Annotated in this window: 9 protein-coding genes; 6 read left to right on the plus strand and 3 right to left on the minus strand. The window is 65.6% G+C overall.

The window, feature by feature from the left end:
* Window positions 1-9 precede the first annotated feature (9 nt).
* The 6 genes from Q0071_RS03935 to Q0071_RS03960 all read left to right on the plus strand — a co-directional run bounded on the left by Q0071_RS03935 (window position 10) and on the right by Q0071_RS03960 (window position 9,030).
* Window positions 10-915 (plus strand): XrtA system polysaccharide deacetylase, encoded by a 906-nt coding sequence (locus Q0071_RS03935; RefSeq protein WP_298165534.1) that lies wholly within the window; start codon window positions 10-12, stop codon window positions 913-915.
* Window positions 912-1,973, plus strand: coding sequence for a FemAB family XrtA/PEP-CTERM system-associated protein (locus Q0071_RS03940; RefSeq protein ID WP_298165536.1), 1,062 nt, complete (start codon window positions 912-914; stop codon window positions 1,971-1,973). Before Q0071_RS03935 ends, Q0071_RS03940 begins: the two co-directional genes overlap by 4 nt.
* Window positions 1,970-3,196 carry a TIGR03087 family PEP-CTERM/XrtA system glycosyltransferase gene (locus tag Q0071_RS03945; RefSeq protein WP_298165538.1) on the plus strand — a complete coding sequence of 409 codons (1,227 nt, stop codon included), beginning with the start codon at window positions 1,970-1,972 and terminating at the stop codon, window positions 3,194-3,196. Before Q0071_RS03940 ends, Q0071_RS03945 begins: the two co-directional genes overlap by 4 nt.
* Window positions 3,186-4,760, plus strand: a complete 1,575-nt coding sequence (gene xrtA, locus Q0071_RS03950) for an exosortase A (protein ID WP_298165540.1) — start codon at window positions 3,186-3,188, stop codon at window positions 4,758-4,760. Before Q0071_RS03945 ends, xrtA begins: the two co-directional genes overlap by 11 nt.
* Before the next feature lie 10 nt (window positions 4,761-4,770).
* Window positions 4,771-6,660, plus strand: a complete 1,890-nt coding sequence (locus Q0071_RS03955) for an XrtA/PEP-CTERM system amidotransferase (protein ID WP_298165542.1) — start codon at window positions 4,771-4,773, stop codon at window positions 6,658-6,660.
* A 168-nt stretch (window positions 6,661-6,828) separates the two neighbouring features.
* Window positions 6,829-9,030: an EAL domain-containing protein gene (locus Q0071_RS03960; protein ID WP_298165544.1), complete on the plus strand. Its 2,202-nt coding sequence runs from the start codon at window positions 6,829-6,831 to the stop codon at window positions 9,028-9,030.
* A 291-nt stretch (window positions 9,031-9,321) separates the two neighbouring features.
* On the opposite strand, the gene zapE is transcribed toward Q0071_RS03960, so the two are convergent.
* Genes zapE through Q0071_RS03975 form a run of 3 tightly spaced genes read right to left on the minus strand, consistent with a single transcriptional unit; the run spans window position 9,322 to window position 11,729 of the window.
* Window positions 9,322-10,440, minus strand: coding sequence for a cell division protein ZapE (gene zapE / locus Q0071_RS03965; protein ID WP_298165546.1), 1,119 nt, complete (start codon window positions 10,438-10,440; stop codon window positions 9,322-9,324).
* Window positions 10,437-10,922 (minus strand): PaaI family thioesterase, encoded by a 486-nt coding sequence (locus Q0071_RS03970; protein ID WP_298165548.1) that lies wholly within the window; start codon window positions 10,920-10,922, stop codon window positions 10,437-10,439. The genes zapE and Q0071_RS03970 overlap by 4 nt, the downstream gene beginning before the upstream one ends.
* 24 nt (window positions 10,923-10,946) lie before the next feature.
* The gene (locus tag Q0071_RS03975) at window positions 10,947-11,729 is read right to left on the minus strand and encodes a succinate dehydrogenase iron-sulfur subunit (protein WP_298165550.1); all 783 of its coding nucleotides are present in this window, start codon (window positions 11,727-11,729) and stop codon (window positions 10,947-10,949) included.
* Window positions 11,730-12,031: the final 302 nt, after the last annotated feature.

A 12,031-nucleotide genomic window follows, 5' to 3' on the forward strand; every position in this document is an offset into this window, starting at 1 on the left:
GATGGCGCCATGTCCCGCCCCGATCTTGGTCATCCGCAGCCCTCGGGTGCCGTGCTCAACGGCATGTCGGTCGATGTCGAGGACTGGTTCCAGGTCGGCGCGTTCGAACATGTGATCGGGCGCGGTGAATGGGACGGGCTGGATCAGCGCGTCGAGGCGAACTGTGACCGCGTGCTCGCGCTGTTTGACGAGGCCGGTGTCAAGGCGACATTCTTCACGCTCGGCTGGGTAGCGGAGAAGCACTCCGCGATGATGCGCCGGATCGCCGCGCAGGGCCACGAGATCGCCAGCCACGGTTGGGACCACAAGCGCGTGTTTGCGATGGGCGAGGTGGCTTTTGCCGAGGATATCGCGCGGGCGCGCGCCGTGCTGGAAGATACCAGCGGCAGCGCGGTGACCGGCTACCGCGCGCCGAGCTTTTCGATCGATGCGCGCACGCCCTGGGCACACGAAGTGCTCGCGCGGCACGGCTATGCCTATTCCTCCAGCGTCGCGCCGATTGTGCATGATCACTATGGCTGGCGCGAAGCGCCGCGCTTTGCGTTCCGCCCGGTGGCAGGCTCTCCGCTGGTCGAAGTGCCGGTGACGACAGTGGAACTGGCCGGACGGCGCATGGCGGCAGGCGGCGGCGGGTTCTTCCGCTTGCTGCCCTATGCTGTCTCGTACTGGGCGGTAGACCGGGTCAATCGGCATGAGGGGCGCCCGGCGGCGTTCTACTTCCATCCGTGGGAAGTCGATCCCGATCAGCCGCGCCGAACCGATGCGCCGCTGCGTTCGCGCTTTCGGCATTACACCAATCTTTCGGTCATGGCGCCCAAGCTCCGGAAGCTGCTCGGCGCGTTCCAGTGGGGGCGCATGGATGCGGTGGTTGCTGCCGAGGCCGCGCGGCTTGATGCCGAGCAGGTTGCGGCATGAACGCACCCTTTCGGCCGTCGCTGACCCGGGTCCGCCTTGCCGATCCGGGAGATCGGGGCGCAATCGTGCGCTTTGTGGCGGAGGCTGACGGCGCGACGCCGTTCCATCGGCCTGAATGGCTGGATGCGGTGACGTTCGCGGCAGGGCATCCGGCGCATGTTCTGCTCGCCGAGCGCGAAGGGGCAATCGCGGCGCTGCTGCCGCTCCATGCCGTGCATTCGCCGCTGTTTGGCCGTGCACTGGTCTCGACCGGATTTGCTGTCGGCGGCGGTCTGTTGGGCGATGCGGACGCTGCGCCTGATCTCTTTGCAGCGGCCACCGAACTCGCCCGGCGCCTGACTTGCCCGACCGTCGAACTACGCGGCGGCACGATGCCGGAGGATTCTGCCTGGCACATCAAGCGCGACAGCCACGCCGGTTTCGTCGCGCCGCTTGCTGTGGATGACGAGGCGCAGCTCACATGGATCCCGCGCAAGCAGCGCGCCGAAGTGCGCAAGGGGCTGGGACACGCGATGGAGATTCGCGTCGGCCGCGATAGGCAGGACCGGGACTGGCACTACGCCGTCTATGCCGAATCCGTGCGCAATCTGGGCACGCCGGTGTTTCCGCGCGCCCTGTTCGAGGCGGTGATGGATGCGTTCGGCGAGGATGCCGACATTCTGACCGTGCTGCACGAGGGCCGCGCGGTGGCGTCGGTGCTCAGCCTCTATCATCGCGGCGCGGTGATGCCCTACTGGGGCGGCGGGGTGCATGCAGCGCGCGCGCTTCGGGCGAATGACGTCATGTATTACGCGCTGATGTGCCATGCGCGGCGGAAGGGCTGTGATCGCTTCGATTTCGGGCGCTCCAAGACCGATACCGGCGCCTATGACTTCAAGCGCAACTGGGGCTTCGCGCCGCAGCCGCTGAGCTATGCCGTGTGGAGCGCCGATGGCGCACCGCCGCGCGATGTCAATCCGCTGAGCCCGCGCTACAAGGCGAAGATCGCGCTGTGGCAGAAGCTGCCGCTGGGCATCGCCAACCGGATCGGGCCGTTCATCGCGCAGGGGCTCGCATGAGCGAGGTCCTGTTCCTCGCGCACCGTGTGCCCTTTCCGCCCGACCGGGGGGACAAGATCCGCTCCAACCACCTGCTGCGCCGGATCGCGGAAATCGCGCCGGTGCATGTGGGCGCGCTGGCCGATGATGCGGCGGACCTCGCGCAGGAAGGCGCAGTCGCCGCGATTGCGACCAGCCACTGCATCGTGCGCCGCAGTGCGCCGCTTCCGCTCGCAGCACTTGCAGCACTGGGGCAGGGGCTGCCGGTCAGCCTGGCCGCGTTTGCCTCTGCCAAGTTGCAGCGCTGGGTGCATCAATTGCTGGAGACCCGCCCGATTTCGGCGATCTTCGTGTTTTCCGGGCAGATGGCCCAATATGTGCCGCCAGAGTTCCGGGGGCGGGTGGTGATGGATTTCGTCGACGTCGATTCGGCGAAGTTTGAAGCCTATTCCCAGACCGGCGCGCTGCCGCGCCGGCTGCTCTATGCCCGCGAGGCGCGGCTGCTGCGCCGGTTCGAGGAACTGGCGGCGCGCCGCGCGACAACGAGCCTCTTCATCAGCCGCGAGGAGCGCGCGCTGTTCGAAAGCCGGCTGACCGGAAGCGCGCGGCCAGATGTGCGCGCGCTGGGCAATGGCATCGATACCGAACTGTTCGATCCGGCGATGGTCGAACCCGCACCGGAACTGTCGGGCGAAGGCCCCGGCATCGTGTTCACCGGGCAGATGGACTATCCGCCCAACGTGACTGCGGTGGAGCTCTTCGCGCACGAAGTGATGCCGCGCATCCGGGCGGTCCATCCGGCGGCGTGCTTCGCCATCGTCGGCCGTGCGCCAACGGCTGCGGTGCGGGCGCTTGAGGGGATCAATGGCACTTTCGTGACCGGCGCTGTTGCCGATGTGCGACCGTGGTTGGCGGGGGCTGATCTGGTCACCGCGCCGCTGCTCATCGCGCGCGGGGTGCAGAACAAGGTGCTCGAGGCGATGGCCATGGCGCGCCCGGTGCTGCTGACGCCTGCTGCGGCGACGGGCATCGGCGGGGCCGACGGGGAGCACTTCGCGCTGGCCGAGGCACCCTTGGCACTAGCGGATCGCGCGCTGGCGCTGCTGGCGGACCGCGCTGCGGCCGCCGCCCTGGGCGCTGCGGCCCGGCGCTTCGTCGTGGCCGAATGCGGCTGGGACCGCGTGCTGGCGCCCTTGCGCGAACTGATCGCCGGTCCGCTGGAGTCTGCGGCCGATGCTGCCTGAAAGCGCGCTTCCGGCGCGGCCCCAAGGCCTGCTGACGCGCCTGTTTGCGCGCGTGCCGGGCCACTGGCGCGCGCCGTTGATCCGGCTGGCCGCGGTGTGGCTGGCGCTGATCGTCCTGTTCCTCGGCGATTGGCGCGACATGGCCTGGCAGTGGTGGGAGAGTTCCACCTACAACCATATCCTGCTCATTCCGCCGATCCTCGGTTGGCTCGCCATGCAGCGCGGCGCCGAAACCGCTCAGATCGTGCCGCGTGCCTGGTGGCCGGGTCTGATCGTGACGGGCGGAGCGGTGTTCCTATGGGTGCTGGGCGACTTTTCGGGGCTCAATCTGGCACGGCAGCTGGCGGTCGTGGTGATGCTGCAAGGGGCGGCGCTGGCGCTGCTGGGGCCGCGGGTCGCTGCCGCACAGCTCTTTCCGCTGGGCTACATGCTCACGCTGGTGCCTTTTGGCGATGAGCTGATCCCGTTTCTCCAGATGATCACCGCCAAGCTGACCATGCTGCTGCTGGCGCTGAGCCAGATCCCGGCAACGATCGACGGCGTGTTCATCACCACGCGCTTCGGCTACTTCGAAGTGGCGGAGGCCTGTTCCGGGGTGAAGTTCCTGATCGCGATGCTCGCCTATGGCGCGCTTGTCTCCAACGTCTGCTTTGCGAGCTGGCGGCGCCGGGCGGGCTTCATGGCGCTGTCGCTGGTGGTGCCGGTGCTTGCGAACGGCGTGAGGGCGTGGGGTACGGTCTATATCGCCAGCTGGCGCGGGATCGAATTTGCCGCAAGCTTTGACCACATCTTCTATGGCTGGGTGTTCTTCGCACTGGTCATGGGGCTGGTCATGGCTGTTGGTTGGCGGTTCTTCGACCGCAAGATCGATGCGCCGCTGGTCGACGGGGCGGCCATTGCAGCCTCACCGCTGCTGGCGCGGCTGGAGCGCATGGCACTGCCCACCACGGCTGCGCTTGGCGGGATCGCCGCCCTCGCTCTGGCGGGCCTTGCCTGGAGCGCGGCGGCAAGCCGGATCGCAGCACCCATGCCAGACCTTATCGCGCTTCAGACAGTACCTGGCTGGCAGTTCGACAACGGCAGCCCGAACTCTGAGTGGCACCCGCTCCACGGCGGCGCCGATCACCGGCTGGTGGCGCGCTACACCGATGGCAAGGGCCACGTGGTCGATATGTCCTTTGCGCTCTACGCCGCGCAAGGCGATGGCAAGGAGGCCGGGGGCTTTGGCCAGGGCGCCTTGCCGCTCGGCAGCCGCTGGGCGTGGGAGGAGCCGGGCCCGGGCTTTGCCGATGCCCGCAGCGACGTGATTCAGGCGCCGGGCCCGATCCACCGCCTTGCCGTGACCTGGCTGCGCAGCGGTGATCTGCTGACAGGGAGCAACACCCGGCTCAAGCTCGCCAACATGGAGGACCGCCTTCTGCTGCGCGCGCGCCCGACGATGACCTTGATTCTTTCCGCCGAGGCCGGCGAGGGCGCGCCGCCGCCCGATGAATCGATCCGCAGCTTCCTTGCCGCCACCGGCCCCATCGCGCCGTGGATGGACCGCACGGCGCGCGTCCGGTAAGCGCTGGCTTATGTGCGGCATTGCCGGGATCTTCCATACCGAGGGCCTGAAGCCCGTCGATCCCGACCGGGTCGCGCGGATGTGCGCGGTCGCGGCGCATCGCGGGCCGGACGGGCAAGGTGTCTGGACCGCGCCGGGGGTGGGGCTTGGGCACCTGCGCCTTGCCATCATCGACCTTGCGGGATCGCCGCAACCGATGGCCTCGTCCGATGGTGCGGCCATGCTGGTGTTCAACGGCGAGATCTACAATTTCCGCGAGCTGCGCCGCGAATTGCAGGCCGAGGGCGCGACGTTCCGCACCGACGGTGACAGCGAGGTGATCCTCGCGGCCTGGCAGCGCTGGGGGGTGAACTGCCTGCCGCGCCTCCACGGCATGTTCGCCTTTGCGCTCTATGACCTGCGGCAGCGCACGCTCTTGCTGGCGCGGGATCGGCTGGGCGTGAAGCCGCTCCATATGGCGACGCTGGCCGATGGCAGCGTGATCTTCGGGTCCGAGCTGAAGCAGCTCCTCGCGCACCCTTCGCTGCGGCGCGAGATCGATCCGCTGGCGGTGGAGGACTACCTCACCTGGGGTTTCGTGCCCGATACGCGCGCGATCCTGAAGGGCGTGGAAAAGCTACCGGCCGGGCACTACCGCCTGCTGCGCCACGATGCCCCCCCGCCGCCGCCGGTGCAGTGGTGGGACGTCTCGTTCGAACGCCGCGAGCGTGGGAGCGAGGCCGATCTCGGCGCACACCTGCTGCACCACCTGCGCGAGGCAGTGACTTCGCGCATGGTCGCCGACGTGCCGCTGGGCGCTTTCCTTTCGGGCGGAGTGGACAGCTCCAGCGTCGTCGCGCTGATGGCCGAGGCGAGCCGCGAGCCGGTCAAGACCTGCACGATCGGTTTCGATGTGAAGGCGCTCGACGAGACCGAGTATGCGGGTCGCATAGCCGCGCAATATGGCACCGAACACCATCAGCGGATCGTCGGCGCGGAAGACTTCGCGCTGGTCGACACGCTCGCGGCGATGTTCGACGAACCGTTCGCCGATGCCTCTGCCTTGCCGACCTACCGCGTCTCGCAACTGGCGCGCGAACATGTGACCGTGGCGCTATCGGGCGACGGGGCGGACGAAGCCTTTGCCGGATATCGCCGCCAGACCTTCCAGCACCGCGAGGAGCAGGTGCGCGCCTTCCTGCCCGCTGCGGTGCGCCGTCCGCTGCTGGGCGGGCTCGGCGCAGCTTATCCGAAACTGGACTGGGCCCCGCGCCCGCTGCGCGCCAAGACCACGCTGCTCAGCCTCGCTGGGACCGGCGAGGAGGGCTATGCGCGCGCTCTGGCGGTGACCGGGCCGGAACTGCGCATGGGCCTCTATTCCGACGAATTCCGGCGCCTGCGCGGCGAATATCGCGCCGAGCAGCCATTCGTGGAGCTGATGCGCGGAGCGCCGGCGCGCAGCGGGCTGGACCGGGCGCAATATGCCGATCTCAAGTTCTACCTGCCCGGCGATATCCTGACCAAGGTCGACCGCACGAGCATGGCGGTGAGCCTTGAGGCGCGCGAGCCGCTGCTCGATCATCGCCTGATCGAATTCGGCGCGCGCCTGCCCGAACGGGTGCGCGTGCGCGGGCGGACCGGCAAATGGCTGATGAAGGAGGCCATGCGGCGCTATCTTCCCGAGGATATCCTGTTCCGGCAGAAGATGGGCTTTGTCACCCCCATCGCCGCGTGGCTGCGCGGGCCGCTGGCAGGAGAGGCGCGGCAGGTGGTTTCTGGCGGCACTCTTGCCCGCACGGGCTGGTTCGACACCGCCCGTCTGGCGGCTTTGGCCGAGGCGCATATCGCCGGGACGAGCGATCACAGCCGGTTGATCTGGCAATTGCTGATGCTGGACCGAAGCTTGAAGATAATCCTTTAAAAACAGATTATTAAAGGCGTGCACGGCTGAATCCGTTTGTCGAATATTAAACCTATATAAACCATTTCGGACTATGGCCGGGTGTCACCAACCCTAATTGGGCGGTCCATGCGGCGGGTTTTGCGATCAACATTGGGTTTTTCCCTGCTGGCAGCGTTGCTCCTCGCAATGTTCGCCACGGGAGAGCCGTTGGCGCATTCCTACTGGAATGTGGTGTTCAAAAGCCTTCGGCGTGACGCTCCCACGAACACCGTGCTGCTGACTGTGGATGACCGCAGCGGGTGGACGACTGCCGAACAGGCCGATCTGCTGAACAAGCTCCGCCGGCAGATGCCGCGCCGGGTCTTCTTCGATGCGGCCATTCCGGCGGGAGAAGACAAGGCTGGCGACACCGCCTTGATGCAGGCACTGCAAAGCTACGATTCCGATATTGCCGTTGTCGCGCGCGCCGAGAAGATGGACGACTTCGACGATCACGCCTTCACCTTGCCATCGGCACAGGTGGTGAGGAACACGAAGGTCGTGGCGTCCGCATGGCGCTCCAATTTCGTCTACTATGCGATTTCCGCACCCTACACGGTCACGATCCATGGCCGAGAATATCAGACATTGGGTGCGGCGCTGGCCGGCGTGCAGAGCGGCTTCGAATCCGACTACTATCCAGATTTTTCAATTGATCCCCAATCAATTCCCCGGGTCCGCTCGCAGGACATTCTGAGCGGGGCACCCCTGCCATCCGGCCTTGCCGGGCGTACGGTGATCGTGACCTCGCCGGAACGGGTTCCGTCGATCCGGTACTTCGGCCACCGGCTGGTTCCGGCCGTCGCGCTCGATATCGCTGGTGCGGCGGGGCTGTCCCTGCCGTTCTCGGTGTCATTCGGCCAGAAGTTCGGTTCGATCCCCATGCTGCTGTTGGCCGCGCTGCTGGTGGTGCAAGGCGCTCGGGCAAAGCGGCGCGCCAAGCTGGCATGGTACGTGGCGACCGTTGCCACGATCATCGGCCTGCCTGCTCTTTTGCGCACACAGGGTATCGTATTTCCGCCGGACTGCGCGCTGATTTTCATCTCCGTCTATGCCGCGCTGCGACTGTGGCAAAAGCGGGCACGGCGAATCCAGCTGACGAGCGCCGCCGGCCTGCCCAACCTCCTTGCATTCACCAACGGCACGATGCCGGTGGGGGCGGACATGGTCGTGGCAGTTGTCGCGCGGTACGAGGAAATGCTCGCCACCTTGCCGCATGAGCTGCACGGCGAATTTGCCCGCGCCATCGCAAGACGCATAACCGCCGGTTCCGGAACGGACACGATCTACCATGGCGAAAGCGGCCAGTTTGCCTGGTCCGAAGAAGCGCGTCCGCTCGAAACGCAGCTCGACCACCTCGAAGGGCTGCGCGCCCTGTTTGCCTCGCCGCTCCAGATCGGGGCGCATACGTTCGATACGAACATCCATTTCGGCCTCGATCGCAACGAGGGGCTCGATGTGCCGACCCGGCTCAATTCGGCTCTCGCCAGCGCCAACCAGGCCATGGCGAGCGGCCGATCGATCGAGATGTTCGAGGCCAGCCGCCTGGCGGAGGCGCCGTGGGAGCTTTCGCTGCACGCGCGGATCGAGGAGGGCCTGCGCAACGGCGAGATCTGGCTCGCATTCCAGCCGCAGTTCGACCTGACCAACAATCGCATCTGCGGGGGCGAGGCGCTGATCCGCTGGAACCATCCTACACGTGGCGCAATCGCGCCCGATGCCTTCATTCTTCAGGCAGAACGCGCCGGCCGAATCGATGCCCTGACCTACTGGGTGCTCGATCTGGCGATCACCGCGACTCTGGCGCTCAATACGCGGGGACCGCGGTTCCAGATGAGCATCAATCTTTCGGCGCAGATGGTCGACAAGCCTGATCTCGTCAGCAACTTTTCCGAGATCGTGCGCCGCCGGGGTATCGATCCTGCGCTGCTGACGGTCGAGATCACCGAGACTTCCAGTGTCCGGAACCGGCCCGCAGCCTGCCAGAATCTGGCACGTCTGCGTGAACTGGGCTTCCGCCTTTCCATTGACGATTTCGGGACAGGCGAGGCGAGCCTTGCCTATCTGGCCGACTTGCCGAGCGACGAACTCAAGATCGATCGGCGATTTGTCGCCCGGATGATCTCGAGCCCGCGCGACCGGATCATCGTCGCCAATACCATCAGTCTTGCTCATGCACTGGGCCAGAGGGTCGTCGCCGAGGGTATCGAAGACGCGCCGACGCTCCAACTCCTGCGCGACCTCGGGTGCGACTGCGCGCAGGGTTATCACCTCGGCAAGCCGATCGCATTTGCCGAATTCGAGAAGGATTACGATGCCAGTCTGAGGCAAGGACGGCGATCCGTTTAGACGTTGTTAACCAAACCCATTAGTGATAAAAGCGTGCAGTCCACTTTTCGGGAGGCACTCATGCTTTGGCACTGGCTTTTTAAGTGATCGAGCCAAGATCACCGGTTTCCCGGTGGTCTTGCATCGTGAATGGCGCGAATCGCTCAATATGAGCGCTCAAGGTGCAACTGCCTTGGGCGCTCATATTTTTTGTTCGGGTCACGCAGACTGACTTTCGAAGCGGAAGACGGTTAACGCAATCGCTTCGGATTTGGAGCAATTTGCTCTAGCTGCGTACGCAGCGGCGAAAGTTCAGGCTTCGCCGTGGCCCATTGCGAGATACTCGCGGCTCTGCATCTCGATCAGGCGGCTGACCGTACGCTCGAATTCGAATCGGCCGTCACCCGCAGGGTAGAGATCCGCTGGCTCTGCATCGGCGGTCGCGATCAGGTTAACCTTGTGCTCGTATAGCGCGTCGATCAGCGTGACGAAGCGCGCGGCCTCGTTGCGCTGATCTGGCCCGAGCTGCGGGATGCCGACCAGGATCACCGTGTGATAATTGCGCGCGATGGCAAGATAGTCCGCCGCGCCGCGTGCTTCGCCGCATAGGCGCTTGAAGCTGAACACGGCCACGCCTTTGAGGCTCTTCGGCACGTGCAGCACCCGCCCGCCGCCAAGATCGAGCGAACCGGTGGGTACATGCAGACTGTCCTCCGGAGGATAGTCCGTCATGCGGAAGAATGCCTCGCGCACCGCGGCCGTTGCCTCGGGGCCATTGGGCACGTGCCAGGTGCCGACACCCTGCATGCGGACCATGCGGTAGTCCGTGGGGCCGTTGAGCGCGATCACCTCGAGCCGGTTTTCAATCAGCGCGATGAAGGGGAGAAAGTGCTCGCGGTTGAGCCCGTCCTTGTAGAGCTCGCTCGGCGCGCGGTTCGATGTGGTGACGACGGTGACGCCGAGATCGGCAATCAGGGCGGTGAACAGGCGGCCCATGATCATCGCATCGGCGCTGTTGTTCACCACCATCTCGTCAAATGCGAGGACGCGCGCTTCGGCCGCGATGGCAGCGGCGACCGGGGGAATCGGGTCGCCACGCTCCTTCTGGCGCTCGACGCGCAGGCGGGCATGAACGTCGAGCATGAATTCGTGGAAGTGCGCCCGGCGCTTGGGGCCTGCCTCCAGCGTATCGTGGAACAGGTCCATCAGCATCGACTTGCCGCGCCCGACTCCGCCCCACATGTAGAGGCCGCGCGGCGGGGCAGGGGGCTTGGCTCCCAGCAGGCGGCCGACGAGGCCGGGCTTTGGGCCGGGCCGCTCCAGCTCCTGCTGGAGCGAATCGAGCCGCGCGGTTGCCGCAGCCTGTTCGGGATCGGGTTTGAGTTCGCCAGCCGCGACAAGCGCGGCATAGCGCTGCAAAAGGCCGCTCATCGCGCCGAGGGCTTGCGCACGGTTCCATTGAAGGCGGCGACGAGATGGTCTTCCTGCACCACCGTGCCGCGCAGGAACAGGAGGCGGCGCGTTTCGCGCAGGACTTCGACCACGGCATCAAGCGGCTTGCCGACAATGCCGGCACCGATGAACTGGGTGGAAAGATCCAGCGTGACCGAACCTGCAGCATCGCCATCGATCGCGTGGCGCATGCAGGCGAACAGTGAGACGTCGATCAGCGAAAGCGTGATGCCGCCGTGGACCGCATCGAGCAGGTTGCTGTGGCGGCGCTCCGGAAACATGCGCAGCCGCACCGCCGGGCCGCCACCGGGCAAGTCCTCGCGCCGCACCAGCAACCGGCCCATGACATAGGCATTGAACCGGTCCTGATCCTTCAGGTCCCAGGTATACCAGCCGGGATGGTCCGCAGCGGGGCCATAGGTGAAGGCAGCGTTGTCGACGGTCATATCGGTCGGGGACATGTCAGGCGCGGGGCCGGATGCAGGTCAGAGCGAGCGCTCGACCTGCATCTTCTTGATTTCCGCGATCGCGCGCGCAGGCGAGAGGCCCTTGGGGCAGACGTTGGCGCAGTTCATGATCGTGTGGCAACGATAGAGGCGGAAGGGGTCTTCCAGCTCGTCAAGCCGTTCGCCGGTCATCTCGTCGCGGCTGTCGGCCAGCCAGCGGTAGGCCTGGAGCAGGATGGCCGGACCGAGGAACTTGTCGGAGTTCCACCAGTAGCTGGGGCACGAGGTGCTGCAGCAGGCACACAGGATGCATTCGTAGAGGCCATCGAGCTTTTCGCGCTGCTCGGGGCTCTGCAAGCGCTCCTTACCCGAAGGCGTGGGCGAGACAGTCTGCAGCCAAGGACGAATCGAGGCGTACTGCGCGTAGAAGTGGGTGAAATCGGGAACGAGATCCTTGATCACTTCCATGTGCGGCAGCGGGGTGATGCGAATCTCGCCCTTGAGGTCCGAAATCGCGGTGGTGCAGGCAAGGCCGTTGCGGCCGTTAAGGTTCATCGCGCACGAACCGCAGATGCCTTCGCGGCAGGAGCGGCGGAAGGTCAGCGTCGGGTCCTGTTCGCCCTTCATCTTGATCAGCGCATCAAGCACCATCGGGCCGCACTGGTCGAGATCGATCTCGAAGGTATCGTAGCGCGGGTTCTCGCCGCTATCCGGATCGTAGCGATAGACCTTGAACTTCTGGATCTTCCCTTGCGTGGCAGCCGGGAAGTGCCGCGACTTGCCATTGACCTTGGAATTCTTCGGAAGCGTGAAGGTCGCCATCGAGCCGTCCTTGTTGATCAGATACGTTGATCGGGTTCGAAAAAAGGATGAACAGTCCTTAGCGAAACCGTGGCCGTGGGCAAGGGGGCAGGGGGGCATTCGCACCCTGTCCAAGGTGACAGGTAATCCCTTGTTCTGTGTCCGTGGATGACGGCACCGGCCCACAAGTGGCAACAAGCACTGGGCACAAACGAAAGGGGCGGGGAACCGAAGTTCCCCGCCCCCGAACGTTTCGCTTGCGCGAAGCTCTTAGAGCTTGCCGTCCGAAGCGTTGTTCATCTGGGTCGAAACCAGGTTGAACG

It is taken from the genome of Novosphingobium sp., assembly GCF_027486195.1.
In the GTDB taxonomy this organism is placed as follows: Bacteria; Pseudomonadota; Alphaproteobacteria; order Sphingomonadales; family Sphingomonadaceae; genus Novosphingobium.